The sequence below is a fragment of the Pseudomonas glycinis genome (genome assembly GCF_054871425.1).
Genome location: NZ_JBTYHF010000008.1, coordinates 304,791 through 331,136, shown reverse-complemented (window position 1 = coordinate 331,136; position 26,346 = coordinate 304,791). Strand labels below are relative to the sequence as shown.

Annotated in this window: 19 protein-coding genes; 12 read left to right on the top strand and 7 right to left on the bottom strand. The window is 59.2% G+C overall.

What is annotated here, in order from left to right; translation table 11 throughout:
- Positions 1-124 precede the first annotated feature (124 nt).
- Positions 125-2,017 carry a penicillin-binding protein 2 gene (gene mrdA, locus ACYSTU_RS20660; RefSeq protein ID WP_133340538.1) on the top strand — a complete coding sequence of 631 codons (1,893 nt, stop codon included), beginning with the start codon at positions 125-127 and terminating at the stop codon, positions 2,015-2,017.
- A gap of 45 nt (positions 2,018-2,062) precedes the next feature.
- Here mrdA and ACYSTU_RS20655 read toward each other — a convergent pair whose 3' ends face one another.
- Together ACYSTU_RS20655 and ACYSTU_RS20650 are read right to left on the bottom strand one after the other, a co-directional pair.
- Positions 2,063-2,467 carry a lysozyme inhibitor LprI family protein gene (locus ACYSTU_RS20655; protein WP_016775508.1) on the bottom strand — a complete coding sequence of 135 codons (405 nt, stop codon included), beginning with the start codon at positions 2,465-2,467 and terminating at the stop codon, positions 2,063-2,065.
- Positions 2,468-2,507: 40 nt separating this feature from the next.
- Positions 2,508-3,422, bottom strand: a complete 915-nt coding sequence (locus ACYSTU_RS20650; RefSeq protein ID WP_136493891.1) for an ADP-ribosylglycohydrolase family protein — start codon at positions 3,420-3,422, stop codon at positions 2,508-2,510.
- 176 nt (positions 3,423-3,598) lie between these two features.
- Between ACYSTU_RS20650 and ACYSTU_RS20645 the strand changes: the two genes are divergently transcribed.
- Complete coding sequence (locus ACYSTU_RS20645) at positions 3,599-4,087, top strand: SRPBCC family protein (protein WP_016775506.1); 489 nt, start codon at positions 3,599-3,601, stop codon at positions 4,085-4,087.
- Positions 4,088-4,401: 314 nt separating this feature from the next.
- On the opposite strand, the gene acnA is transcribed toward ACYSTU_RS20645, so the two are convergent.
- Positions 4,402-7,143, bottom strand: a complete 2,742-nt coding sequence (acnA, locus tag ACYSTU_RS20640; RefSeq protein ID WP_122612727.1) for an aconitate hydratase AcnA — start codon at positions 7,141-7,143, stop codon at positions 4,402-4,404.
- A 222-nt stretch (positions 7,144-7,365) separates the two neighbouring features.
- Between acnA and rlmM the strand changes: the two genes are divergently transcribed.
- Entirely contained in the window at positions 7,366-8,439 is a 1,074-nt protein-coding gene (gene rlmM, locus ACYSTU_RS20635) for a 23S rRNA (cytidine(2498)-2'-O)-methyltransferase RlmM (RefSeq protein WP_122752138.1), read from the top strand.
- 144 nt (positions 8,440-8,583) lie between these two features.
- Positions 8,584-8,832: a sulfurtransferase TusA gene (gene tusA, locus ACYSTU_RS20630; protein ID WP_016775503.1), complete on the top strand. Its 249-nt coding sequence runs from the start codon at positions 8,584-8,586 to the stop codon at positions 8,830-8,832.
- 47 nt (positions 8,833-8,879) lie between these two features.
- Here the strand turns inward: tusA and ACYSTU_RS20625 are convergent, their stop codons facing one another.
- Entirely contained in the window at positions 8,880-10,289 is a 1,410-nt protein-coding gene (locus ACYSTU_RS20625; protein ID WP_499001308.1) for an MATE family efflux transporter, read from the bottom strand.
- Positions 10,290-10,449: 160 nt separating this feature from the next.
- Between ACYSTU_RS20625 and pdxB the strand changes: the two genes are divergently transcribed.
- Entirely contained in the window at positions 10,450-11,592 is a 1,143-nt protein-coding gene (gene pdxB / locus ACYSTU_RS20620) for a 4-phosphoerythronate dehydrogenase PdxB (RefSeq protein WP_476308564.1), read from the top strand.
- Positions 11,593-11,759: 167 nt separating this feature from the next.
- Here pdxB and ACYSTU_RS20615 read toward each other — a convergent pair whose 3' ends face one another.
- Positions 11,760-11,939 carry a PA1571 family protein gene (locus ACYSTU_RS20615; protein ID WP_016775501.1) on the bottom strand — a complete coding sequence of 60 codons (180 nt, stop codon included), beginning with the start codon at positions 11,937-11,939 and terminating at the stop codon, positions 11,760-11,762.
- Positions 11,940-12,197: 258 nt separating this feature from the next.
- Here ACYSTU_RS20615 and ACYSTU_RS20610 point away from each other — a divergent pair, with 258 nt between their 5' ends.
- Positions 12,198-13,982 carry an ABC transporter transmembrane domain-containing protein gene (locus ACYSTU_RS20610; protein WP_181424967.1) on the top strand — a complete coding sequence of 595 codons (1,785 nt, stop codon included), beginning with the start codon at positions 12,198-12,200 and terminating at the stop codon, positions 13,980-13,982.
- 91 nt (positions 13,983-14,073) lie between these two features.
- On the opposite strand, the gene ACYSTU_RS20605 is transcribed toward ACYSTU_RS20610, so the two are convergent.
- Positions 14,074-16,002 (bottom strand): transglycosylase SLT domain-containing protein, encoded by a 1,929-nt coding sequence (locus ACYSTU_RS20605; RefSeq protein ID WP_476308572.1) that lies wholly within the window; start codon positions 16,000-16,002, stop codon positions 14,074-14,076.
- A gap of 214 nt (positions 16,003-16,216) precedes the next feature.
- On the opposite strand from ACYSTU_RS20605, the gene ACYSTU_RS20600 reads away from it, so the two are divergent.
- On the top strand, positions 16,217-18,139 hold the full coding sequence (locus tag ACYSTU_RS20600) for an ATP-binding cassette domain-containing protein (protein WP_039760799.1): 1,923 nt from the start codon (positions 16,217-16,219) through the stop codon (positions 18,137-18,139).
- A 192-nt stretch (positions 18,140-18,331) separates the two neighbouring features.
- Here the strand turns inward: ACYSTU_RS20600 and ACYSTU_RS20595 are convergent, their stop codons facing one another.
- On the bottom strand, positions 18,332-18,769 hold the full coding sequence (locus tag ACYSTU_RS20595; RefSeq protein ID WP_016775498.1) for a universal stress protein: 438 nt from the start codon (positions 18,767-18,769) through the stop codon (positions 18,332-18,334).
- 103 nt (positions 18,770-18,872) lie between these two features.
- On the opposite strand from ACYSTU_RS20595, the gene ACYSTU_RS20590 reads away from it, so the two are divergent.
- The 5 genes from ACYSTU_RS20590 to topA all read left to right on the top strand — a co-directional run bounded on the left by ACYSTU_RS20590 (position 18,873) and on the right by topA (position 26,267).
- Positions 18,873-19,310, top strand: coding sequence for a hypothetical protein (locus ACYSTU_RS20590; protein ID WP_071173062.1), 438 nt, complete (start codon positions 18,873-18,875; stop codon positions 19,308-19,310).
- Positions 19,311-19,837: 527 nt separating this feature from the next.
- Entirely contained in the window at positions 19,838-21,985 is a 2,148-nt protein-coding gene (gene fadB / locus ACYSTU_RS20585; protein WP_024013640.1) for a fatty acid oxidation complex subunit alpha FadB, read from the top strand.
- A 29-nt stretch (positions 21,986-22,014) separates the two neighbouring features.
- On the top strand, positions 22,015-23,190 hold the full coding sequence (gene fadA / locus ACYSTU_RS20580) for an acetyl-CoA C-acyltransferase FadA (RefSeq protein ID WP_016775495.1): 1,176 nt from the start codon (positions 22,015-22,017) through the stop codon (positions 23,188-23,190).
- 92 nt (positions 23,191-23,282) lie between these two features.
- On the top strand, positions 23,283-23,519 hold the full coding sequence (locus tag ACYSTU_RS20575; RefSeq protein WP_125918335.1) for a DUF1653 domain-containing protein: 237 nt from the start codon (positions 23,283-23,285) through the stop codon (positions 23,517-23,519).
- Positions 23,520-23,633: 114 nt separating this feature from the next.
- A complete protein-coding gene (topA, locus tag ACYSTU_RS20570) occupies positions 23,634-26,267 on the top strand; it encodes a type I DNA topoisomerase (RefSeq protein WP_041477349.1) in 2,634 nt (877 codons plus the stop codon).
- Positions 26,268-26,346 lie beyond the last annotated feature (79 nt).

The window sequence follows — 26,346 nt, the reverse complement described above, 5'->3', positions numbered from 1 at the left end:
CTGCCGCCGGGGAAATTCATCCTGAAGTGGATGGCGAGTTTTGGTATGGTGCAGCTCGTTTTTTAACGGACTGATGTCCTGCCCACGGATCGGCACTCATTTATGTCAAAGAGTTGCTGTAGAAATGCCTGAACCAATCCCGATCAAGGATCATGAAAAAGAGACGCGGCTGGTCAACAAACGATTGATCGCCTGCGCTCTGTTTGTCTTCGCCATCAGCTGCGCTCTGGTGGTGCGCCTGTACATCCTCCAGGTCGTGGAATTCGACTATCACTCGACCATCTCCGAAAACAATCGCGTCCATGTCCTCCCGATACCGCCAACGCGTGGATTGATCTACGACCGCAACGGTGTGTTGCTCGCCGACAATCGCCCCAGCTACAACCTGACCATCACCCGTGAGCGTGCCACCGACGTCAATCAAGAATTGGACGAAGTCATCAACTTGCTGCACTTGCCTGCTGAAGACCGCACGGTATTCGACAAGGCGATGAAGCAATCCCGGCATCCGTTCACACCGGTCACCCTGTTTTATGAGCTGACGGAAGAGCAGATTGCCGTCCTGGCGGTTAACGAGTTTCGCTTACCGGGACTTGATGTCGAACCGCAGTTTGTCCGGCACTATCCCCTCGGCGCACATTTCGCCCATTCGATCGGTTATGTCGGTCGGATCAATGAAAAAGAATCGAAAACCCTCGATTCCGTTGAATACCGAGGCACTCAATCCATTGGTAAAACCGGTATCGAGCGCTTCTATGAAGCGCAGTTGCATGGCCATGTCGGTTACGAAGAAGTCGAAACCAATGCTCAAGGCCGTGTGCTACGGGTACTCAAGCACACCGATCCGGTGCCAGGCAAAAACATCGTCCTGAGCCTCGATGTAAAGCTGCAGGAAGCAGCTGAAGCCGCTTTGGGCGACCGTCGTGGCTCGGTGGTAGCGCTCGATCCGTCCACTGGAGAAGTGCTGGCGATGGTCAGCAATCCGAGTTTCGATCCGAATCTGTTCGTCACCGGGATCAGTTCGAAGGAATATTCAGCGTTGCGCGATTCCATCGACCGTCCGCTGTTTAACCGCGTACTGCGCGGCCTGTACGCTCCAGGCTCGACGATCAAGCCGGAAGTCGCTATCGCTGGTCTGGACGCCGGCGTCGTGACCCCGCAGACCCGCGTATACGATCCCGGCTACTACCAATTACCGGACTTCGATCACAAGTATCGCAACTGGAACCACAGCGGTGATGGTTGGGTGGACATGGACGCGGCGATCATGCGCTCGAACGACACCTACTTCTATGATCTGGCGCACAAGCTTGGCATCGATCGTCTGCACGACTACATGGCGATGTTCGGCCTTGGTGAAAAAGTCTCGCTGGACATGTTTGAAGAGTCGCCCGGTCTGATGCCGTCGCAAGCGTGGAAACGCGCTACTCGGCGACAGGCCTGGTATCCCGGCGAGACGGTTATTCTGGGCATCGGCCAGGGCTACATGCAGGTCACACCACTGCAATTGGCCCAGGCCACTGCCCTGATCGCAAATAAGGGGATATGGAATCGGCCTCACTTGGCCAAGTCGGTCGATGGTGTAGCGCCGGTCGACGAGCATCCAATGCCCAATATCCTGCTCAAGGACCCGCGCGATTGGGAGCAGGTCAATCACGGTATGCAGATGGTCATGCACGATGCTCGAGGTATTGCCCGAGCGGCCGCTGCGGGCGCGCAATACCGCATCGCCGGCAAGAGTGGTACGGCGCAAGTGGTGGCGATCAAGCAGGGTGAGCGCTACAACCGCGAGAAAACTCTGGAACGCCACCGTGACAACGCCCTGTTTGTAGGATTCGCACCGGCCGAACATCCAAAGATCGCCATCTCGGTAATGATCGAAAACGGCGAGGCGGGTGGTCGTGTTGCCGGTCCAGTAGTGCGGCAGATCATGGACGCCTGGTTACTCGATCAGGATGGCCACCTCAAGCCGCAATACGCAGCGCCGAGCAAGGCGCCGGGCGATCCTCACGTCTGATGCGTAACGGTTTCACAGCACAGGCTCCGTAAGCGGAGCCTGTGATTACGCACCGGGTGCCGGGCAACTCATATCACCTTCCTCACATTTCAAATACTGCTTGAGGGTTTCTACTCTGGCCTTGGTTACGGCTGTGAGACAACTACTGTAAACCAATGGATAAACACTCCCGCCCGCCACCCCAGAAGCCGAAAACTTGCACTCGACATCCCGGAAGCTGACCCACGCCCGCTGCGCGTTGACCAACAGCTTCTTTCCGTCCGGGTTGTCCTTGAGACGCCCGGTGATCTGCTGATAGAGCGTATTCAATTCCTTGTCCGCCGCTTTGAAGGCTTGCCCCGCGCATTGATTCATCGTCGCCTGATCGCTGGCGTTGGCGCAATCAACGGCGGCATGGGCGAAAGGGGCAAACAAAAAAGGCACAGAGGCCAGAAGCAGACGCACTGACATAAGGTTCTCGCTATCTCGAGTGGAAAGGGTGTATCGATTGTTATGTACGTAGCCGGGACGCCTCAAGCAAGCGATCCGCAGTGGCGGTGATTTCCTCGCCTTCATGCAACTGCTCCAGCCAGTGTTCGGGGATCGCCCGAGCGCTGTAGTAAGCACCTGCCAACTGACCCACGATAGCAGCCGTTGTATCCGCATCATCACCGAGATTGGCTGCTTTCAACACCGCTTCGGCGAATGTCTGCGTATGGTGAAAGCACCACAAAGCGGCTTCCAGCGATTGGATGCTATAGCCACTGCCTTTTATTTCAGTTTCCGCTTTGTGAAGGTACTCACCCTGAGCAATCGCAACCACCTTGGGCTGGGAAAGCTTGAGCAGTGGCGCCCGGCGAAGCTGTGTTTTCTCCGCACCCTCAAGCGCTCGTGCAATCAGATCAGCCAGCAATTGGCAGCACTCGATTGCCTCCGGCGCCGCATGGGTTGTGCGCGAACTGTCGGCAGCGTGGATCTGGATCTGTCGAGCGTCCGGAAAATAAAACAGCACGACTGGTGCCAACCGCATCAGCGACCCGTTACCAGCTGTCAACGGATCAGTCGACCCTGCGAAAGGCTCCCCGGTTCGCTGATACTGTTCCAGCGCCTGGCTGACGGTCATGCCGATGTCGAAACATTCACCGGTGGAGCTCAGGTATCCCCATTTCCACCAATTGAGATAGCGGCCCATCTGATCAGCCGCGTCGAAGCCGTTTTTGCGCAGCAGGCTCTCGGCCAGGCACAGTGCCATTGAAGTGTCATCGGTCCATTGCCCTGGCTTAAGCTGGAACGGCCCGCCGCCAACCATATCGCTCAGCGGCTGGAATGATCCTCGCGGTTGGAACTCAACTGTTGTGCCGACCGCATCGCCGCAAGCCAGGCCGAGGAGGGCGCCGCGATACCGATCGGCAAGAGAGGGCTGCATGATTCGTCCTTGTTTCTGCGGATTCGCTGGAAAGATAACAGGTCATGCGGCGCCGATCACAGAGCGCAAACTACCGCAGAATGTGTCCGCTCGAATCGGTGTCTGCAGCGCTTCGATACAACTTCGCATTGGACATGTGGTCATACAAGCCTAGTGTTCAGAACAGGAGGTGACGTATGAAACCAGTACCTAACAGTTTCGAACGCAAGATCACGCTCAAGGCGTCGCGTTCCCATGTCTGGCGTGCATTGGTCGATGCAGAGGCGTTTGGCCAGTGGTTTGGCGTGGCGCTCGAGGGCCGGCGTTTCATTGCCGGCGAGTGGACGCAGGGTCAGGTCACTTACCCCGGTTATGAACACGTATTGTGGAATGTGCTGATCGAGCGGGTCGAGCCGCAGCAGCTGTTTTCTTTCCGCTGGCACCCGTATGCGGTCAACCCGAAGATCGACTACTCACAAGAGCCAACCACATTGGTCAAGTTCGAATTGCAGGACTTTGAAGACGGCACTCTACTCAAGGTCTCGGAATCCGGCTTCGCGCACATTCCTGATATCCGTCAGAAAGAGGCGTATTACATGGACAGTCGCGGCTGGGAGGAGCAGTTGAGCAGGCTTGAACAGTTTCTCGCCGAAAGCGCCAGGGCTCGTGAAAGCGGCGGTGCCTGACAGGTCTAAGGGTTTTCGGAAGTGTTTGTATGGCGAATGTCTTACACGCGTTGGTAGCTTTTACGACTATTGCTGATTGGATCCACTGGGTAATCTACACACATCAACTGAGACACAGGGAGTGTTTCAGGATCATGGACGATCGACCATCGCAAGGATCGCTGCCGACAGGGAGTCGATAATGGTCTTGGGAAAAACCCGCTTCGGCGGGTTTTTTTTCGCCTGAATGCAGGAGCCGCCGGAGGCTGCGATCTTTTGATCCTGCTTTTGAAAGCCAAGTCAAAAAGATCACAGCCTGGGCGAATGTCACCCCGTCACGAAGCAATCAACTGCCGCAACACATAATGCAGAATCCCGCCGGATTTGAAGTACTCGACCTCATTCAGCGTATCAATCCGGCACAAGACTTCGATTCTCTCCTGACGCCCATCCTCGCGAGTGATAACCAGCGGCAGGTTCATCCGCGGCCTCAGCTCGACGCCGGTCAATCCCAGAATCTCGAACGTCTCTTTGCCGGTCAGATTGAGGCTCTTGCGGTTCTGATCAAGCTTGAACTGCAACGGCAGCACACCCATGCCGACCAGATTTGAGCGGTGAATACGTTCGAAACTCTCCGCAATCACGGCTTTGACGCCCAGCAGATTGGTGCCTTTCGCCGCCCAGTCACGGCTCGACCCGGTGCCGTACTCCTGACCGGCAATCACCACCAGCGGCGTACCCGAAGCCTGATATTTCATCGCCGCGTCATAGATGGCCATTTTTTCCCCGGTGGGAATGTAAATGGTGTTCCCGCCTTCCTCGCCACCCAGCATCTCGTTGCGAATACGGATGTTGGCAAACGTGCCGCGCATCATCACTTCATGATTGCCGCGACGGGAACCGTAGGAGTTGAAGTCGCGCGGCTCGACGCCTTTTTCCTGCAGGTATCGCCCGGCCGGGCTGTCGATCTTGATGTTGCCGGCGGGGGAGATGTGGTCGGTGGTCACTGAATCGCCGAGCAAGGCCAAAACCCGCGCACCTTTGACGTCTTTGACTTCCGGCAGCGGGCCGGAAATGTCGTCGAAGAAAGGTGGATGCTGAATGTAGGTCGAATCGTCCTGCCAGACGTATGTGGCCGCTTGCGGCACCTCGATGGCCTGCCATTGTTCGTCGCCGGCAAACACTTCGGCGTATTCCTTGTGGAACATCGCCGTATTGACCTGATTCACCGCTTCGGCGATTTCCCGGCTGCTCGGCCAGATATCGCGCAGGTACACCGGATTGCCCTGCTGATCCTCACCCAGCGGTTCGCTGCTGATATCGGTGCGCACGCTGCCAGCCAGTGCGTAGGCGACGACCAGCGGAGGCGAGGCCAGCCAGTTGGTTTTCACCAGTGGATGCACGCGACCTTCGAAGTTGCGGTTGCCGGACAAGACCGACGCGACGGTCAGATCGGCTTTCTGAATGGCTTTCTCGATCGGCTCCGGCAGTGGCCCGGAGTTGCCGATGCAGGTGGTGCAACCGTAGCCGACCAACGAAAACCCGAGCTGATCAAGGTACTGAGTCAGCCCGGCAGCTTTGTAGTAGTCGGTGACCACTTTCGAGCCGGGGGCGAGAGAGCTTTTCACCCACGGCTTGCGTGTCAGACCTTTTTCGACGGCTTTTTTCGCCAGCAGTCCAGCAGCCATCATCACGCTCGGGTTGGAAGTGTTGGTGCAGGAAGTGATCGCGGCGATGACCACGGCACCGTTTTTCAGGCGATAGGTCTTGCCCTCGTATTCGTAGTCCGCTTCACCGACCAGATCGGCGTTGCCCACCGCCACGCCGCCACCGCCCTCGCTTTCCAGGCGTCCTTCTTCTTTGCTGGTGGGTTTGAATTGCAGGTCGATGAAATCACTGAAGGCCTGCGCGACGTTCGGCAGGGAGACGCGATCCTGCGGACGTTTCGGTCCGGCCAGGCTTGCCTCGACGCTGCCCATGTCCAGGGCCAGGCTGTCGGTGAACACCGGCTCCTGACCCGGTAGCCGCCACAGGCCTTGAGCCTTGGTGTAGGCCTCGACCAGCTTCACCACTTCCGGCGGCCGGCCGGACAAGCGCAGGTATTCCAGCGTGACATCGTCGACCGGGAAGAAGCCGCATGTCGCACCGTATTCCGGGGCCATGTTAGCGATGGTCGCGCGGTCGGCCAATGGCAGGTCGGCGAGACCGTCGCCATAGAATTCGACGAATTTGCCGACCACGCCTTTCTTGCGCAGCATCTGCGTCACGGTCAACACCAGGTCGGTCGCGGTGATACCTTCCTTGAGCTTGCCGGTGAGCTTGAAGCCGATCACTTCCGGAATCAGCATCGACACCGGTTGCCCAAGCATCGCCGCTTCCGCCTCGATCCCGCCCACGCCCCAGCCGAGCACGCCGAGACCGTTGATCATGGTGGTGTGGGAGTCGGTGCCTACCAGGGTGTCAGGGAACGCGTAGGTGCGGCCATCCTCGTCTTTGGTCCAGACGGTGCGGCCGAGGTACTCAAGGTTGACCTGGTGGCAGATGCCGGTACCCGGCGGGACCACGCTGAAGTTATCGAACGCACTCTGGCCCCAGCGCAGGAAGGCATAGCGCTCGCCGTTGCGTTGCATTTCGATGTCGACGTTCTGTTCGAACGCACTGGCGCTGGCAAACTTGTCGACCATCACCGAGTGGTCGATCACCAGATCCACCGGCGACAACGGATTGATCCGCTGCGGATCGCCGCCGGCCTTGGCCATTGCCGCACGCATGGCGGCGAGATCGACCACGGCGGGGACGCCGGTAAAATCCTGCATCAATACACGGGCAGGGCGGTACTGGATTTCGCGATCGGAGCGGCGCTCCTTGAGCCAGGCGGCGATGGCTTTGAGGTCAGCGCCGGTGACGGTTTTTTCGTCTTCCCAGCGCAGAAGATTTTCCAGCAGGACCTTCAATGACATCGGCAGCTTGTCGAGATCGCCCAAGCTTTTGGCGGCTTCCGGCAGGCTGAAATAGTGGTAGGTCGTGGCGTCGATTTGTAGGGTTTTCAGTGACTTCAGACTATCGAGGGACGGCATTACGATCACTCCTTTGAGTCCGCACGGCTACGGACTGAGGGGACGGGCAGAGCATTAAACCTAGCCCTGTTTTGAGTAGCTGGCTAATAACTGGACTCTATCGGCGCAACCATGGTTCCGACTTCAGCTATCATGCGCCGGTTTTCGTGACAGGCATTGCGGCAACGCAAGGCTTGAGCATCGCGCAGCGGCCGAATGATCGACCGCTGCCCAGGAGTAAGAATGAACACCCTATTCATGCATTGCCGGCCCGGCTTCGAAGGCGAAGTCTGTTCGGAGATTTCCGATCTCGCCGCCCGTCTCAATGTCGCCGGTTACGCCAAAGCCAAAACCGCCACGGCTTGCGCCGAGTTTGTCTGCACTGAAGCGGACGGCGCCGAGCGCCTGATGCGCGGTCAGCGTTTCGCCGAATTGATCTTCCCGCGGCAGTGGGCGCGCGGCTTTTTCATCGATCTGCCGGAAAACGATCGGATCAGCGTAATCCTCGCGCACATGGCCGATTTTCCGGTGTTTGGCAGTCTGTGGTTGGAAGTGGTCGATACCAATGACGGCAAGGAACTGTCGAATTTCTGCAAAAAGTTCGAAGGCCCGCTGCGCAAGGCGCTGACCGCCGCTGGCAAACTGGTGGACGACGCCAGCAAGCCGCGTTTGTTGCTGACCTTCAAAAGCGGACGCGAGGTGTTCCTCGGCATGGCCGATGCCGGCAATTCGGCGATGTGGCCGATGGGCATCCCGCGCCTGAAGTTTCCTCGCGAGGCACCCAGCCGTTCGACCTTGAAGCTGGAGGAGGCGTGGCACCACTTCATTCCACGTGATCAGTGGGAAGACCGCCTGCACAGCGACATGACCGGCGTTGACCTCGGCGCCGCGCCGGGCGGCTGGACCTGGCAACTGGTCAACCGTGGCATGCTGGTGACGGCTATCGACAACGGCCCGATGGCTGAAAGCCTGATGGAAACCGGGCTGGTCCAGCATCTGATGGCAGACGGTTTCACCTTCAAGCCCAAGCAGCCGGTGGACTGGATGGTTTGCGACATCGTCGAGAAACCTGCGCGCAACGCGGCGATGCTGGAAGAGTGGATCGGCGAAGGACATTGCCGCGAAGCAGTGGTCAACCTGAAGCTGCCGATGAAGCAGCGTTATGCCGAAGTGAAACGTCTGCTCGAGCGCATTGCCGATGGATTCAAGGCGCGTGGGATCAAGGTTGATATCGGCTGCAAGCAGCTGTATCACGACCGCGAGGAAGTGACTTGCCATTTGCGCCGGCACGACACCAGGAAAACCAAATCGCGCTGACACAACACTGAACCTGTGGGAGCGAGCCTGCTCGCGAAAGCGGTGGGGCTGACGGATTGCCTTCGCGAGCAGGCTCGCTCCCACATGGGTTGGACGATATCCCAAGCAATGCGCGACAATGCCGGCCAGTTTCTGGAGTGAACCATGAGTGAAATGATCGATACCCCGGTCGACGGCACCCTCGACGCCACCGGCCTCAATTGCCCGGAGCCGGTGATGATGTTGCACCAGCACATTCGCGATCTGGTGCCCGGCGGCTTGCTCAAGGTGATCGCCACCGATCCCTCGACCAAGCGCGATATCCCCAAGTTCTGCGTGTTTCTTGACCATGAGCTAGTCAGCCAGCACGAAGAGGCCGGCACCTATCTGTACTGGATTCGCAAGAAGTCCTGACTCAGGGCAAAAAAAGACCTGCAAATGCAGGTCTTTTTTTTGGGCGATCAACCCGCCGAACGACTGATTCGAATTCGCTTGCGCGCACTGCGTGTCAGACGAATCGACAGCATCAATGCTGCGCAGCTCAAACCGACGATCAAACCCTGCCACAAACCGCTCGGACCGCGTGGCTCGCCGAGCCAATCGGTCAGGCCCAGCGCATAACCGACCGGCAAACCAATCCCCCAGTAGGCGAACAGGGTCAGGATCATCGTCACCCGAGTATCCTGATAGCCACGCAGTGCGCCTGCTGCGGTCACTTGGATTGCATCGGAAAACTGGAATAGCGCTGAATAGACAATCAGCATCGCCGCAATGTGAATCACCGTTGGATCAGCGGTATAGATCGCCGCAATCGGCTCGCGCAGCGCCAGCATCAGACTCGCCGACAGGCAGGCGTAGGCCAGCGCCGTGCCCATGCCGACTCCAGCGGCAAAACGCGCCTCACGCGGTTCCTCGCGGCCCAGCGCCTGGCCGACACGCACGGTAACCGCCATGCCCAGCGAGTACGGGATCATGAACACCAGCGAGCTGACGTTCAGCGCGATCTGATGCCCGGCCACCACCGTAGCGCCGAGGCTGCCGATCAGCAGGGCGATCACAGCGAAGATGCTCGACTCGGCAAACACCGCGATGCCGATCGGCAAACCAATCGACAGCAGACGTTTGATCACCGCCCACTGCGGCCAGTCGAAGCGGCTGAACAGTTCGCTTGAGCGATAGACCGGTGCCCAGCGTTCATACCCGGCCAGGCCCAGCGCCATCACCCACATCACGATTGCCGTAGCCCAGCCGCAGCCGACGCCGCCCATGGCCGGCACGCCGAAGTGGCCATAAATGAAGATGTAGTTCAGCGGGATGTTCAATGCCAGACCGCACAGGCCCAGCACCATGGCCGGGCGGGTGCGGCCGATGCCGTCGCTGGTGCAGCGCAGCACGTGATAGAAGGCCACCGCCGGCAAGCCGCTGGCGATGCCGTGCAGATATTGCATGCACGGGCTGATCAGCTCCGGATCGACTTTCATCAGATGTAGCACCGGCTCGGCAGCGATCAGCATCGAGGTGGCGATCAATCCGACTACCAATGCCAGCCACAACGCCTGACGCACGATCGGGCCGATCTCGCTGTGCTTGCCGGCGCCGAAACGCTGGGCGACTTTTGGTGTGGTGGCCAGCAGGGTGCCGGTCATCAACAGAAACACCGGGACCCAGATCGAGTTGCCCAGTGCCACTGCCGCCAGGTCCTTGGGCCCGACGCGCCCGGCCATCACCGCATCGACGAAGCCCATGGCGGTGGTCGCCAGTTGCGCGATGATGATCGGCAGGGCGAGGGCGAGCAGGTTTTTCAACTCCAGGCGAATCCGCGCAGGGCGGGTCAGGGAGACGGCGACAGGTTGGTCAGTTACAGGGTTCACAGGCAAAGCGTCCAGAAAGTATTGATGCGCAGAGCGGCGCATTCTACGCCGCTGACACCTCGGTCAGGAAAAATCCTCTGTTGCGCATTTGTAAGCGTAAACCCTGCTGGCTGATAGACGCGTCAGCACCTAAACTGCCGATCCGCCCAAGGAGCCCGCCATGCTGATTGTTGCCGACGAAAATATTCCGCTGCTCGATGCTTTTTTTGCCGGTTTCGGCGACATCCGCCGAGTGCCGGGCCGCTCCATTGACCGCGCGACGGTCGAGCACGCCGATGTGTTGCTGGTGCGTTCGGTGACCAACGTCAATCGCGCGCTGCTTGAAGGCAGCAAGGTGCGCTTTGTCGGCACCTGCACCATCGGCACCGATCATCTGGATCTCGATTACTTCAACGAGGCCGGGATCTGCTGGTCGAGCGCGCCGGGGTGTAATGCCCGTGGGGTGGTCGATTACGTACTGGGCAGTCTGATGACGCTGGCCGAAATCGAAGGCGCGGATCTGACGCAGCGTACTTACGGCGTTGTCGGCGCCGGTGAAGTGGGGGGGCGCTTGATCAAGGTCCTGAAAGGCCTGGGCTGGAACGTCAAGGTTTGCGATCCGCCGCGTCAGGCTGCCGAGGGCGGCGATTATGTCAGCCTTGAGCAGATCATCGAGCAGTGCGACGTGATCAGTCTGCATACGCCATTGACCCGCAGCGGCGACTCTGCAACCTGGCACCTGTTCGATCAACAGCGCTTGCAGCAACTCAAGCAGGGTGCATGGTTGATCAACGCGGCGCGCGGCCCTGTGGTGGATAACGTTGCGCTGCGTGAGGTGCTGCTGGAGCGCGAGGACCTGCAAGCGGTGCTCGACGTCTGGGAGAAGGAGCCGGAAGTCGACCCTGCGCTGGCCGAGCTCTGCGTGTTGGCCACGCCCCATATTGCCGGTTACAGCCTCGACGGCAAGCAACGCGGGACCGCTCAGATCTATCAGGCCTACTGCGCTTTCATTGGCCAACCTGCGGCTATCGCGCTCAGTGATCTGCTGCCAGCAACCTGGTTGTCGGAAGTTTCCCTGCACGGTGACAGCGATCCGGCATGGGCGCTGGCGATGTTGTGCCGGGGCGTATATGACCCACGCCGCGATGATGCGGATTTCCGCCGCAGTCTGGTGGGGAATGTCGCCGAGCAGCGAGCGGCGTTTGACGTGTTGCGCAAGCAATATCCGGTGCGACGCGAGATCGAAGGGCTGAAGGTGCGAATCCAAGGTGATGCGCCGGGGTTGCGGCAGATTGTTGAGGCGCTGGGGGCGGTGGCTGTCTGAATCAGCGCTGGCCTTTTCGCGAGCAGGCTCGCTCCCACAGGGGATCTACAGTGCAGCAAAGTTAAAGGTGGGAGCGAGCCTGCTCGCGAAAGCCACACCACCAATCCCGAATTGCAGATATAAAAAACCCGGCCAATCAGGGCCGGGTCAGGAAGACGGTGGCTACATCACTCTTGTTCGGCAGGCTTGACCAATCGCTTCTCCAGTTCGCGGCAAGCGTCCTGGATCATGTCTTCAGTGATCGGTACTTCGCGGCCCTGCTCATCGATAATCGAGCAACCCAGAGACTGACCGGGTTTGGTGCGCATCACTTCAATCTTGTCTTCGCTGCTGTGTTGCAAGGACATGGCCTGTCTCCTCATCAGGTTGTGTGCCTAAGTTAAAACCGCCACGTGACCAGGCTGTGACAACTCCCTGCGGTCTGTCGGCGGGCGGCATCTCTACTCAAACAGAAATGACCGCTCGTCTCAACCGCAACCTTAGACCAATCGTTTCTAGCATCCGGACATCCCGGGCATATTTAACCTGACTCATTGTGATTTACAGAGTTCCACCCCATCTGAGTCTGTAGGCTGGCCCGATCCATCTGTGCAGACGTGAACTCCATGATCTCCATGCTTTCTTCCCGACACCGGCGCGCCCTGCGCCTGACCAGTCATTTTCTCCTGCCGTACCGCTGGCATGCCTTCGGCGCTTTGCTCGCGCTGATCGTCACCGCCGGCATTACCCTGTCGATGGGGCAGGGCATCAAGTTGTTGGTAGACCAGGGTTTCATGACCCGTTCGCCGCATCTGCTCAATCAGTCCATCGGCATTTTCATGTTGCTGGTGCTCGGGCTGGCGCTGGGCACCTTTGCCCGTTTCTATCTGGTGTCGTGGATAGGCGAGCGCGTGGTCGCCGACATTCGCCGTCAGGTGTTCAATCACCTGGTGTATCTGCATCCGGGCTTTTATGAGGACAACCGCAGCTCGGAAATCCAGTCGCGCCTGACCGCTGACACCACGCTGCTGCAATCGGTGATCGGCTCGTCGCTCTCGCTGTTCCTGCGCAATCTGCTGATGGTGATCGGCGGTGTAGTGCTGCTGTTCATCACCAATCCGAAGTTGACCAGCATTGTCGTGATTGCACTGCCGCTGGTGATCGCGCCGATCCTGATTTTCGGCCGCCGCGTGCGCAATCTCTCGCGCCAGAGCCAGGACCGTATCGCCGACATTGGCAGCTATGTGTCGGAAACCCTCGGCCAGATCAAAACCGTGCAAGCCTACAACCACCAGGTTCAGGACGAGCAGCGTTTCGCTTCGACCGTCGAGCAGGCGTTCGAAACCGCGCGCAAACGGATTTTCCAGCGAGCGTGGTTAATTACTTTGGTGATCGTGCTGGTGCTTGGCGCAGTGGCGGTGATGTTGTGGGTCGGCGGCATGGATGTGATGGCCGGACGTATTTCGGCCGGCGAGCTGGCGGCATTCGTTTTCTACAGCCTGATTGTCGGCAGCGCGTTCGGCACGCTGAGCGAAGTGATCGGCGAACTGCAACGCGCTGCGGGTGCCGCTGAACGCATCGCAGAATTGCTGCGCTCGGAAAGCATCATCCAGCCACCGTCGACCGGACTGGTCACTCTGCCAGCGCGAGTCAAAGGAGAACTTGAACTGCGCGACGTGCGTTTTTCCTATCCGTCGCGTCCGCAAAGCTACGCAGTTGATGGCTTGAATCTGACGGTGAGGGCGGGCGAAACCCTGGCGTTGGTGGGGCCGTCGGGCGCGGGCAAGTCCACGGTTTACGACTTGTTGCTGCGCTTCTACGATCCACGCGAGGGGCAGATTCTCCTAGATGGCGTGCCGCTGACCAGCCTTGACCCGCTGGATCTGCGCCGCTGTTTCGCCCTGGTCTCGCAAACCCCTGCATTGTTCTTCGGCAGTGTGGAGGACAACATCCGCTACGGCTGCCCGACGGCCACGCTTGAACAAGTCAAGGAAGCTGCGCGAATTGCCCACGCCCACGACTTCATCGAACAAATGCCGGACGGCTATCAAACTCATCTGGGAGATGGCGGCCTCGGGTTGTCCGGCGGTCAGCGCCAACGTCTGGCCATTGCCCGCGCCTTGCTGGTAGACGCGCCGATCCTGCTCCTGGACGAAGCCACTAGTGCCCTCGACGCCCAGAGCGAGCATCTGATCCAGCAGGCCCTGCCAACGCTGATGGAAAACCGCACCACGTTGGTCATCGCGCACCGGCTGGCCACGGTGAAGAACGCTGACCGCATTGCAGTGATGGATCAAGGCAAGCTGGTAGCGGTGGGGACACATCAGGAGTTGATCGCCAGCAACCCGCTGTACGCGCGGCTGGCGGCGTTGCAGTTTAATGATGGCCAGCCTGATGAACCGACCCAGTAACCGACCCAGTAACCGACCTAGTAATCCGCCATAAAAAATGCCCGTATCTCACGATACGGGCATTTTTCATTATCCAGCGGTCGCTGCCTGCTCATTGATCATCAAAATACCGCTCATGCCAATCCACCAGCGGTTGCGGCGAGTTGAGCTTTTGCCCGTAGATCACCGAGTAGGACAACACGTTCTGCACGTATTGACGGGTTTCGTCGAAAGGGATGCTTTCCACCCAGACGTCGAAACTCAGGTGATCAGCGCCGCGCAGCCACTGACGCACGCGGCCTGGCCCGGCGTTGTAAGCGGCGGAGGCGAGCACGCGGTTGCCGTTGAACTGGCTGTGCACCTGGCTGAGGTAAGCGGCGCCGAGCTGAATGTTCTTATCCGGATCGAGCACTTGCTGCGGTGAGGCCAATGGAATGCTGAACTTGCGCGCGGTTTCCTTGGCCGTGCCGGGCATCAATTGCATCAGGCCGCTGGCGCCGACGCCGGAGCGCGCGTCGTCCATGAAGGCGCTTTCCTGCCGGGTGATGGCGAACACCCAGCTCGAATGCAGGCCGCGCACCTTGGCTTCACGCACGAGGGTATCGCGGTGCGCCATCGGGAAGCGGATGTCCAGATCGTCCCAGTACTGCGCCTGACTGATGGTGCGGATCGCCGGGAAGTACCATTTCAGGTCGTAGGCCAGTTTGGCCTGGGCGACCATTTCATCGCGGTTGAAATGACGGCTGACGTGATACCACTCGCGACGCCCATCGACGATCTGCCCGCGTGCATGAAACTCCAGCGCGCGACGTACGCCGGGGGTGTTGCGGACCTTGTTGATCAGCGCCTGGCTGAGCACCAGCGGTTTGTTGTTCAGCGAGTAAGGCGATTGTGAACGGTCTGCGGCGAGGAAGCCGTAGAAGTCTCGTTCCCGCGCCAGATTCTTGTACAGGGTCAGCGCTTGCGGGTTTTTTGGCTCGGCCAGTTCCAGGCTGCGCGCCTGCCAGTAGCGCCAACGGTTGGTGGTGGCCAGGTCTTGCGGCAGACGTTTGGTCAATTCGTAGGCATCGTTCCAGCGTGCCAGACGCAGCAGCAGGCGCAGGCGCCATTCCGAGACGGTGTTGTCGCGCAGCTCCGGATCGTATTTGGTCATGACGTCCAGCGCGCGGCTGTCGAAGCGGCGCGCAAGGGTCAGGCCGATCTCGCGAGCAATCGCGACTTTTTCATCACGAGAGAAATGCATGCTGCTGGCGTAACCGTCGAGCAAAGCCATGGCCTTGTCCGGATCCTGCCGAGCGAGGCGGCGCAAGCCGAGGCTGACGACGTCTGACATCGGCTCGTCGGCCGGGGTGAAGCGCGACGGCTGGTTGAGCAGTTCGGGTTTCTGCGCCACGTCGACCAGCAAGCGACCGCGCGGGGCGAGGGTGGTCAGGCCGTTGATCAGACTGTTGGCCAGCGGATAGTTGCGGGCCTGCGCGGCAAGTTTGGTGCGTTCCCAGCGTTTCTGCTCGGTGAGCTGGCCATCGGCGGCCCAGATGCCGAACAACGCGTCACACGCAGCCGGTTGCGATTTGCCGGTCAGCCAGAGTTTTTCCGCACTGGCATATCCTTCGGCTTTCTTGTCGTGGCTGATCTGGTACTGCGCGTTGAGGCAGTCCAGTTCGGTGAAATTCAGCTTCGGATCGTAATACTTGACGAAGGTCGCCCAGTCGCCACGGTCGGCGAGCCAGCGCAACCAGCGCAGTTTCATCCAATTGGCCTGCGGCAAATCACCGTGTTCGGCGAGGAATTTCTCGATTTCCGCGTTGCTCGCCGTCTTCAGGCGGGCGGTCAGTTCGTCGTAGGCCAGATACGGCTCCAGCGGATAATCGGCCAGCGCCTGGCTGTAACGGAAATACGGGCCGGTATCACCCTTGGCCAAGGCGCGCTTGGCTTCATCGTAATACTGGCGTTGGGTGGACAGGTCCACCGCCTGGACGGATTGAGCGGCAGTGGCGGTAAGAAACAAGCAGGACAAAACACTGAAAAGGCGACTGCGCATGAGACATCCGGGCAGAGAAATCATGACAAGTGCCGATCGAAATCCGCACTGAATTGCCTGTAGCTTAGCCTTTTGCCAGCAAGCGGCGAAAGCTTTGCGAGCCTCGCTGCACAAGTTCGCAACAAATGTTGTGCAGAGTGCTTCGACAGACAAATTGCCGGCCTGCTCAAGCCTCAAGTCAGGTAGAATGCGCGCCCGGTTTTTGGAGAAGCTCATGACCCTGCTCAAATTCAGCGATGTGTCCCTTGCGTTCGGCGCTATGCCGTTGTTGGACAAGGTGTCCTGGCAGATCGCCCGTGGTGAGCGGGTGTGCATCATCGGTCGCAACGGCACTGGCAAGTCCAGCATGATGAAACTGGTCAAGGGCGACCAGAAGCCCGATGACGGCTCGGTGTGGCGTGCCCCCGGTCTGAAAATCGGCGAATTGCCGCAAGAATTGCCAGTGGCCGACGACCGGACGGTATTCGATGTGGTGGCTGAAGGCCTCGACGGTGTAGGCGCCTTGCTCGCCGAATACCATCACCTGAGCCAGAACATCGTCACCGACGCCGATCTGGACAAGCTGATGCACGTTCAGCACGACCTCGAAGCCCGTGACGGCTGGCGCTTGCAGACGCTGGTCGACAGCACCCTGAGCCGCCTGCAACTGCCGGCCGACAAGACCCTCGCCGAGTTGTCCGGCGGCTGGCGTCGTCGCGTGCTGCTGGCGCAGGCGCTCGTGTCCGAACCGGACCTGTTGCTGCTCGACGAACCGACCAACCACCTGGACATCGGTGCGATTGCCTGGCTCGAAGAAGCGCTGAAAGATTTCCAGGGCGCCGTGCTGTTCATCACGCACGACCGTTCCTTCCTGCAAAACCTCGCCACGCGCATCCTCGAACTGGATCGCGGCGGCCTGATCGACTGGAACGGCGACTACGCCAGTTTCCTCGTGCACAAAGAAGCCGCGCTGGCCGCTGAAGAAACTGCCAACGCGCTGTTCGACAAGCGTCTGGCTCAGGAGGAGGTGTGGATCCGTCAGGGCATCAAGGCCCGCCGCACTCGTAACGAAGGTCGTGTGCGCGCTCTGAAAGCCCTGCGCGTTGAGCGCAGTGAGCGTCGCGAGCGTACCGGCAAGGCCAACATCCAGCTGGAAACCGCCGACAAATCCGGCAAGCAGGTGATGGTCCTCGAGAACGTGAGCTTCGCGCATCCGGGCGGGCCGTTCCTGATCAAGGATTTCTCCATGGTCCTGCAGCGCGGCGACCGTATCGGTTTGCTCGGCGCTAACGGTACCGGCAAGACCACTCTGTTGAAACTGATGCTCAGCGGTCTGCAACCGACCAGCGGCAAAGTGGAAGAGGGCACGCGTATCGACGTCGCCTACTTCGACCAGTTGCGCCATCAGCTGGATCTGGAAAAAACCGTGATCGACAACGTCGCCGAAGGTCGCGACTTCATCGACATCGACGGGCAGAGCCGCCATGTGCTGAGCTATCTCGGCGACTTCCTGTTCAGCCCGCAGCGTGCACGCACGCCGGTCAAGGCGTTGTCCGGTGGCGAGCGTGCGCGTCTTTTGCTGGCGAAGCTGTTCAGCAAACCGGCGAACCTGCTGGTACTCGACGAACCGACCAACGACCTCGATGTGGAAACCCTCGAGCTGCTCGAAGAAGTGCTGCTGACCTTCAACGGCACCGTGCTGATGGTCAGCCACGACCGGGCATTCCTCGATAACGTGGTGACCAGCACCCTGGTCTTCGAAGGTGAAGGCAAGGTTCGTGAATATGTCGGCGGCTATCAGGACTGGATCCGTCAGGGCGGCTCGCCGCGTCTGTTGGGTGTGACTGAAAGCAAGTCGGGCAAGGCTGACCTGAATTCGGCGGTGGTTACCGCTGAGCCGGCTCCGGTGGCTGCGCCTGCCGCTGCTGCTCCGGTTGCCAAGAAGAAACTCAGCTACAAGCTGCAGCGTGAGCTGGAAGCCTTGCCGGGCGACATCGACGCCAAGGAGCAGCAGATCGCCGCGGTTGAGGCGGAAATGGCTGAAGCCGGTTTCTACCAGCGTCCGCCGGCGGAAACGGCCAAAGTGATTGCTTCGCTGGAGCAATTGCAGGCCGAGCTGGATGCGTTGGTGGAGCGTTGGGCCGAGCTGGATGCCTGATTGCTGCTGATGTGAAAAAGCCCGGCGCTCAGTGATGAGCGCCGGGCTTTTCATATGTAGCGCGATCTACAGGCGGGAGCAGGTCACCTGTGGGAGCGAGCCTGCTCGCGAAAGCGGTGTGTCAGGCAGCACTCATATTGAATGTGCCGACGTATTCGCGAGCAGGCTCGCTCCCACAAAGAGCAAGACCGATCAACGTTTGACCAGGTGCACCGCCAGTACATCGCAAGGTGCGCCGTGCAGCACGTCATTCGCGGTCGAGCCGAGCAGCAGTGCCAGGCCATGACGGCCGTGACTGCCGACCACGATCAGATCGCACGCTTGTTCCTTGGCAAAATGATGGATTTCCTGGCGGGGCTGGCCGTAGGTCAGATGGCAATTGGCGCCTTCAAGCTCTGGATATTTCGATTTGAGTTTTTCAAGACGCTCCTTGGCCTGATCGAACTGCTGTTGTTGCAGTTGTGACAGGTCCATCGGCACGTCGCCACCGAAGGCCATGGCCATTGGTTCAACGATATGCACCAGCGACAACTTGGCAGCGTTGCTCACCGACAGCTCGCGGGCGCGGTGGATCACAGGGTCGCACTCTTCGGTCAGATCTACGGCGACCAGTATGTGGTGGTAGGGCATGAGGTGCTCCTCCTGAGGGTTCGATATTGGTAAGTATGGCTGGTTTCAAGCGCATTGGTTCGCAAGTGACACAATGGGCTCATCAAAAATCGGGAGTACAGATATGACGGTCTGGCTGGTGGTGTCAATCCTGCTGGTAGTTTTAAGTCCACTGGCATGGTTGCGCCCATCGCGCACGCAGAGCGGGCGCATGGCCTTGCGCATGGAGGCGCGACGCATCGGCCTGGCGATGCAGCTGGCGCCGCAGGAGTGGCCGCACTGGCTGCTGCCGGAGCCGCCGAATCCCTGCGCCCAGTACCACCGACCCCGACGTGGCAGTCAACCGGCGTGCTGGACCTATTGGCAGAAAACCCCGGGCGTGTGGGTCAATCAATGGCAAGAAGTCTGCGATGACCGGACCCTGCTCGATTATTTCGAAAAATTGCCGGGGAATGTTTTCAAAATCGAAGCGGACAAGCAGATGATCGCCTTGTACTGGGGCGAGAAGGGCGAGGCGACGGTTCTGCAGGATATCGACGCGACGCTGAAAGCGCTGGCGTGAAACGGCGACTTTTCTCACTGCAACGGTGTGGAAGGTCTGGCAGACGAGCAATAAAAAGCCCGACATGATTCGTCGGGCGGGTTGGCCAGGCAGGCCGGTAATCTTTTTTTGCGGCAGGCGCTTCGATCGCCCCGGCAAATTTCCTCGCAGTCCCCCCAGCGTAGCCTTCTGAACAGGGCTCGGCGGAAATTAGGGCGACTTTTCTAACTATTGATTCTATGAATGGCTCAACATCGAGACGGGTGTTGCTGCTCATCATGGTGCAGAAATGACTGCAAAGTCGCATTTCAGCCCGAATTTAGGGCGATTGACAATTGTCAGAAATTCCGTGAAGGTGACGTACCCGAATCAAACGGGCGTATGAATTGAGCGTTTGTCTTACAGACTGCTCCTACAGAATCCCGACTATCGCGTTGGCGGGTGTGCCAGGCGGACGGTGTCAGTAATCGACGAGCAAAGCGTCCTTCTGAGCCATAAGCCTGCGTCCGACGTGTACTGTTCAGCTTCCATATCGTGGAGATCAGTTGATGATTTACGAAGGTAAAGCCATCACGGTTAAAGCTCTTGAAAGTGGCATCGTCGAATTGAAATTCGACCTCAAGGGTGAGTCCGTCAACAAGTTCAACCGTCTAACCCTGAACGAACTGCGTCAGGCCGTAGACACCATCAAGGCAGATGCTTCGATCAAGGGCGTGATCGTCAGCAGCGGCAAGGACGTATTCATCGTCGGCGCCGACATCACCGAATTTGTCGACAACTTCAAGCTGCCGGATGCCGAGCTGGTTGCTGGCAATCTCGAAGCCAACAAGATCTTCAGCGATTTCGAAGACCTCAACGTGCCAACCGTCGCGGCCATCAACGGCATCGCCCTCGGTGGCGGTCTGGAAATGTGCCTGGCGGCTGACTATCGCGTCATGTCCACCAAGGCCAAGATTGGTCTGCCGGAAGTCAAACTGGGCATCTACCCGGGCTTCGGCGGTACCGTGCGTCTCCCGCGCCTGATCGGTGTCGACAACGCCATCGAGTGGATTGCCGCCGGCAAGGAAAACCGCCCGGAAGACGCGCTGAAAGTCAGCGCCGTCGACGCCGTAGTCGCCCCTGAAAAATTGCAGGAAGCTGCCCTTGAGCTGATCAAGCGCGCCATCTCCGGCGAGTTCGATTACAAGGCCAAGCGTCAGCCGAAACTTGAAAAACTCAAGTTGAACGCCATTGAACAAATGATGGCTTTCGAAACCGCCAAAGGTTTCGTGGCTGGCCAGGCCGGCCCGAATTACCCGGCGCCGGTTGAAGCGATCAAGACCATCCAGAAAGCCGCGAACTTCGGTCGCGACAAGGCACTGGAAGTGGAAGCTGCAGGCTTCGTCAAACTGGCCAAGACCTCTGCTGCGCAGAGCCTGATCGGCCTGTTCCTGAACGATCAGGAACTGAAGAAGAAGGCCAAGGCCTACGACGAAATCGCAAAAGACGTGAAGCAGGCTGCCGTTCTGGGCGCCGGCATCATGGGTGGCGGTATCGCCTATCAGTCGGCCTCCAAAGGCACGCCAATCCTGATGAAGGACATCAACGAGCACGGTATCGAGCAGGGTCTGGCCGAAGCCGCCAAGCTGCTGGTCGGCCGCGTTGACAAGGGTCGCATGACCGCTGCGAAGATGGCTGAAGTGCTCAACGGCATTCGTCCGACGCTGTCGTACGGCGACTTCGGTCACGTCGATCTGGTCGTCGAAGCTGTGGTCGAGAATCCGAAGGTCAAGCAAGCGGTGCTGGCTGAAGTCGAAGACAAGGTCAAAGAGGACACCATCCTCGCGTCCAACACCTCGACCATTTCCATCAGCCTGCTGGCCAAGGCCCTCAAGCGTCCGGAAAACTTCGTCGGCATGCACTTCTTCAACCCGGTGCACATGATGCCGCTGGTGGAAGTGATCCGTGGCGAGAAGTCCAGCGAACTGGCGATCGCTACCACCGTTGCCTATGCGAAGAAAATGGGCAAGAACCCGATTGTCGTCAATGACTGCCCCGGCTTCCTGGTCAACCGCGTGCTGTTCCCGTACTTCGGCGGTTTCGCCAAGCTGGTCAGCGCCGGTGTCGACTTCGTCCGCATCGACAAAGTCATGGAAAAATTCGGCTGGCCGATGGGCCCTGCGTACCTGATGGACGTGGTCGGCATTGACACCGGTCACCACGGTCGCGACGTCATGGCTGAAGGTTTCCCGGATCGCATGAAGGATGACCGTCGTTCGGCCATTGACGTGCTGTACGAAGCCAAACGCCTGGGCCAGAAGAACGGCAAGGGCTTCTACGCCTACGAGGCCGACAAGAAAGGCAAGCAGAAGAAAGTCGCCGATCCGTCGGTACTCGAAGTGCTCAAGCCGATCGTTTACGAGCAGCGCGAAGTCACTGACGAAGACATCATCAACTGGATGATGATCCCGCTGTGCCTGGAAACCGTGCGTTGCCTGGAAGACGGCATCGTTGAAACCGCCGCCGAAGCCGACATGGGTCTGGTCTACGGTATCGGTTTCCCTCCATTCCGTGGCGGTGCGCTGCGCTACATCGATTCGATCGGTGTTGCCGAGTTCGTTGCCCTGGCTGACCAGTACGCTGATTTGGGCGCGCTGTACCACCCGACCGCGAAGCTGCGCGAAATGGCCAAGAACGGCCAGAGCTTCTTCGGTTAAGCGCCCCCAACTAGAGTGAGAGTGAACTTATGAGCTTGAATCCTAGAGACGTCGTGATTGTCGACTTCGGTCGTACTCCGATGGGCCGCTCCAAGGGCGGCATGCACCGCAACACCCGCGCCGAAGATATGTCGGCGCACCTGATCAGCAAACTGCTGGAACGCAACAGCAAAGTCGACCCGGCGGAAGTCGAGGACGTGATCTGGGGCTGCGTCAACCAGACCCTGGAGCAGGGCTGGAACATCGCGCGCATGGCGTCGCTGATGACCCAGATCCCGCACACCTCGGCCGGCCAGACCGTCAGCCGTCTGTGTGGCTCCTCGATGAGCGCGCTGCACACTGCTGCGCAAGCGATCATGACCGGCAACGGTGACGTGTTCGTGGTCGGCGGCGTCGAGCACATGGGCCACGTAAGCATGATGCATGGTGTCGATCCGAACCCGCACATGTCGCTGTACGCGGCGAAAGCCTCGGGCATGATGGGCCTGACCGCTGAAATGCTTGGCAAGATGCACGGCATCACTCGTGAGCAACAGGATGCCTTTGGCGTGCGTTCCCACCAGTTGGCCCACAAGGCAACCGTGGAAGGCAAGTTCAAGGACGAAATCATCCCGATGCAGGGTTACGACGAGAACGGTTTCCTGAAACTGTACGACTACGATGAAACCATTCGTCCGGAAACCACCCTGGAAAGTCTGGCGGCGCTCAAGCCGGCATTCAATCCGAAAGGCGGCACCGTGACTGCCGGTACTTCGTCGCAGATCACCGATGGTGCTTCGTGCATGATCGTGATGTCGGCGCAGCGTGCACAGGACCTGGGTATCCAGCCGATGGCGGTGATCCGTTCGATGGCAGTAGCGGGTGTGGACCCGGCGATCATGGGCTATGGTCCAGTGCCGGCGACACAAAAAGCCCTGAAGCGTGCGGGCCTTGGCATTAACGATATCGACTTCTTCGAGCTCAACGAAGCTTTCGCCGCACAGGCCTTGCCAGTGCTGAAAGATCTGAAAGTGCTCGACAAGATGAACGAGAAGGTTAACCTGCACGGCGGCGCGATCGCCCTGGGTCACCCGTTCGGTTGCTCCGGTGCACGTATTTCCGGCACCCTGCTGAACGTGATGAAGCAGAATAGCGGCACCTTCGGGGTGGCCACTATGTGCATTGGTCTCGGCCAAGGCATCTCCACCGTCTTCGAACGCGTTTAAGCGTCTCGTCGATGGAAGCCGGGGCCCAGTGCCCCGGTTTTTGTTTTGGGTTTTTTATTTATTTTTGAAAAGATTTCAGTGAGGGCCGAAGCATGCCGATACAACCTGGGCTCTACCAACATTACAAAGGTCCGCAATACCGTGTATTCAGTATTGCGCGGCATTCCGAAACCGAAGAAGAAGTGGTCTTTTACCAAGCCCTGTATGGCGATTACGGTTTTTGGGTGCGCCCGCTGAGCATGTTCGTCGAGTCGGTCGAGGTTGACGGCGAGCAGGTGCCGCGCTTTGCTTTGGTGCAAGCCGAACCGAGCCTTTTTGACAAGGCATGAGGCGACTGCGCAGACAACCCTGCGCTTGACCTCACCTTGTATCAACTATATATAGCGGTGCCGCGTCAGGCGCCAACCGCCTTTCACTTCTAGAATTCAGGAATTTTCTGATCCATGGGCAAATCGCTGGTCATTGTGGAATCCCCGGCTAAGGCCAAGACCATCAACAAGTATCTGGGTAACCAATACGTGGTGAAGTCGAGTATCGGCCATATCCGAGACCTGCCCACCAGCGGTTCGGCTAGCGCCAGCAAAGAGCCAGCCGCCAAGCGCGGCAAGGCTGCTGCGGGCGAAGGTCCGGTGCTCTCGCCGAAAGAGAAAGCGCGCAAGCAGCTGGTCTCGCGCATGGGCGTCGATCCCGAACACGGCTGGAAAGCCCAGTACGAGATCCTCCCGGGCAAAGAAAAGGTCATCGAAGAGCTGCGCCGGCTCGCCAAGGATGCTGACACCATCTATCTCGCAACCGACTTGGATCGCGAGGGGGAAGCCATTGCCTGGCACCTGCGCGAAGCCATCGGTGGTGATGACAGCCGTTACAAGCGTGTGGTGTTCAACGAAATCACCAAGAAGGCGATTCAGGAAGCCTTCTCCGAGCCGGGCGAGCTGGACATTGATCGTGTCAACGCCCAGCAGGCGCGTCGTTTCCTCGACCGCGTCGTCGGCTACATGGTATCGCCGCTGCTGTGGGCCAAGATCGCCCGTGGTCTGTCTGCCGGGCGCGTGCAATCGGTTGCTGTGAAACTGGTGGTCGAGCGTGAGCGCGAAATCCGTGCGTTCAATCCCGAAGAATACTGGGAAGTGCATGCCGATCTCGGCACCACCAAAGGCTCGACCGTGCGTTTCGAAGTGGCTCGCGAAAAAGGCGAAGCCTTCAAGCCGCTGAACGAAGCCCAGGCCATGGCTGCGCTGGAGAAGCTCAAGTCCTCCAGCTACAGCATCGTCAAGCGCGAAGACAAACCGACCAGCAGCAAGCCGTCGGCGCCGTTCATCACGTCGACCTTGCAGCAGGCTGCGAGCAACCGCCTTGGTTTCGGCGTGAAGAAAACCATGATGATGGCCCAGCGTCTGTACGAAGCCGGCTACATCACTTACATGCGTACCGACTCGACCAATCTCTCGGCCGACGCCGTGGCGATGGCGCGCACTTACATCGAAGACGAGTTCGGCAAGAAGTACCTGCCGGAAACGCCGAACGTCTACAGCAGCAAGGAAGGCGCGCAAGAGGCTCACGAAGCGATTCGTCCGTCCGACGCCAACACTACGCCAAGCAAGCTGGCGGGCATGGAGCGTGATGCCGAGCGTCTGTACGAGCTGATCTGGCGCCAATTCCTCGCCTGCCAGATGCTGCCGGCGCAGTACCTGTCGACCACCGTCAGCGTCGGCGCTGGCGACTTCGAGCTGCGCGCCAAGGGCCGTATCCTCAAGTTCGACGGTTACACCCGGGTGATGCCGCAGATTGCCAAGCCTGGCGATGATGACGTGCTGCCTGACATGGCCCAGGGCGATGTGATGAAGCTGATCAAGCTCGATCCGTCGCAGCATTTCACCAAGCCACCGGCGCGTTACTCCGAGGCCAGTCTGGTCAAGGAGATGGAAAAGCGCGGCATCGGTCGTCCTTCGACCTACGCTGCGATCATTTCGACCATTCAGGATCGCGGTTATGTGACCCTGCACAACCGTCGTTTCTACTCGGAAAAGATGGGCGACATCGTCACCGAGCGTCTGTCCGAGAGCTTCTCCAATCTCATGGACTACGGCTTCACCGCCGGCATGGAAGAGAACCTCGATGACGTGGCGCAGGGCGAGCGCGACTGGAAAAACGTGCTGGACGAGTTCTACGGCGACTTCAAGAAGAAACTCGAAGTAGCGGAAAACCCGGACAGCGGCATGCGCGCCAACCAGCCGGTCATGACTGACATTCCGTGCACCACGTGCGGTCGTCCGATGCAGATTCGTACCGCATCGACTGGCGTGTTCCTCGGCTGCTCGGGCTACAGCCTGCCGCCGAAAGAGCGCTGCAAGGCTACCGTCAACCTGGTGCCGGGCGATGAAATCGCCGCGGACGACGAGGGCGAATCGGAATCGCTGGTACTGCGCGGCAAGCATCGCTGCCCGATCTGCAGCACGGCGATGGACGCCTACCTGCTGGACGAAAAGCGCAAGTTGCACATCTGCGGCAACAACCCGGATTGCGCCGGTTACGAAATCGAAGAAGGCAGCTATCGCATCAAGGGCTATGAAGGTCCGAGTCTGGAATGCGACAAGTGCGGCAGCGAGATGCAGCTCAAGACCGGCCGTTTCGGCAAGTTCTTCGGTTGCACTAACCCGGAGTGCAAGAACACCCGCAAGCTGCTGAAGAGCGGTGATGCGGCGCCGCCGAAGATGGATCCGGTGAAGATGCCTGAGCTGAAATGCGAAAAGGTCAACGACACCTACATCCTGCGCGATGGTGCGTCCGGTCTGTTTCTGGCCGCCAGTCAGTTCCCGAAAAACCGCGAGACTCGCGCTCCGCTGGTGATCGAGATTCTGCCGCACAAGGACGAGATCGATCCGAAGTACCACTTCCTGTGCGAGGCTCCGCAAAAGGATCCTGACGGTCTGCCAGCGGTCATCCGCTACAGCCGCAAGACCAAGGAGCAATACGTACAGACCGAAGTCGATGGCAAACCGACAGGCTGGAAGGCGTATTACGACGGTGGCAAGTGGACTGTTGAAGACAAGCGCAGCGCAAAGGCCAAGGCTGAGTAAGCGTTAGTCTGAACAGCGAAAAGGCCGCATGAAACCTTCGGGGTTTCATGCGGCCTTTTTGTTTTTTGCTTGCGCTGGC

Bases quoted from the DNA above. Each gene is read 5' to 3' on its own strand.
- mrdA (WP_133340538.1), top strand. From the start codon at position 125: ATGCCTGAACCAATCCCGATCAAGGATCATGAAAAAGAGACGCGGCTG.
- fadA (WP_016775495.1), top strand. From the start codon at position 22,015: ATGAGCTTGAATCCTAGAGACGTCGTGATTGTCGACTTCGGTCGTACT.
- topA (WP_041477349.1), top strand. From the start codon at position 23,634: ATGGGCAAATCGCTGGTCATTGTGGAATCCCCGGCTAAGGCCAAGACC.
- ACYSTU_RS20615 (WP_016775501.1), bottom strand. From the start codon at position 11,939: ATGTCCTTGCAACACAGCAGCGAAGACAAGATTGAAGTGATGCGCACC.
- tusA (WP_016775503.1), top strand. From the start codon at position 8,584: ATGAGTGAAATGATCGATACCCCGGTCGACGGCACCCTCGACGCCACC.
- ACYSTU_RS20655 (WP_016775508.1), bottom strand. From the start codon at position 2,467: ATGTCAGTGCGTCTGCTTCTGGCCTCTGTGCCTTTTTTGTTTGCCCCT.
- ACYSTU_RS20595 (WP_016775498.1), bottom strand. From the start codon at position 18,769: ATGCCCTACCACCACATACTGGTCGCCGTAGATCTGACCGAAGAGTGC.
- pdxB (WP_476308564.1), top strand. From the start codon at position 10,450: ATGCTGATTGTTGCCGACGAAAATATTCCGCTGCTCGATGCTTTTTTT.
- ACYSTU_RS20650 (WP_136493891.1), bottom strand. From the start codon at position 3,422: ATGCAGCCCTCTCTTGCCGATCGGTATCGCGGCGCCCTCCTCGGCCTG.
- ACYSTU_RS20590 (WP_071173062.1), top strand. From the start codon at position 18,873: ATGACGGTCTGGCTGGTGGTGTCAATCCTGCTGGTAGTTTTAAGTCCA.
- ACYSTU_RS20575 (WP_125918335.1), top strand. From the start codon at position 23,283: ATGCCGATACAACCTGGGCTCTACCAACATTACAAAGGTCCGCAATAC.
- acnA (WP_122612727.1), bottom strand. From the start codon at position 7,143: ATGCCGTCCCTCGATAGTCTGAAGTCACTGAAAACCCTACAAATCGAC.
- ACYSTU_RS20645 (WP_016775506.1), top strand. From the start codon at position 3,599: ATGAAACCAGTACCTAACAGTTTCGAACGCAAGATCACGCTCAAGGCG.
- ACYSTU_RS20600 (WP_039760799.1), top strand. From the start codon at position 16,217: ATGACCCTGCTCAAATTCAGCGATGTGTCCCTTGCGTTCGGCGCTATG.
- ACYSTU_RS20610 (WP_181424967.1), top strand. From the start codon at position 12,198: ATGATCTCCATGCTTTCTTCCCGACACCGGCGCGCCCTGCGCCTGACC.
- ACYSTU_RS20605 (WP_476308572.1), bottom strand. From the start codon at position 16,002: ATGCGCAGTCGCCTTTTCAGTGTTTTGTCCTGCTTGTTTCTTACCGCC.
- fadB (WP_024013640.1), top strand. From the start codon at position 19,838: ATGATTTACGAAGGTAAAGCCATCACGGTTAAAGCTCTTGAAAGTGGC.
- rlmM (WP_122752138.1), top strand. From the start codon at position 7,366: ATGAACACCCTATTCATGCATTGCCGGCCCGGCTTCGAAGGCGAAGTC.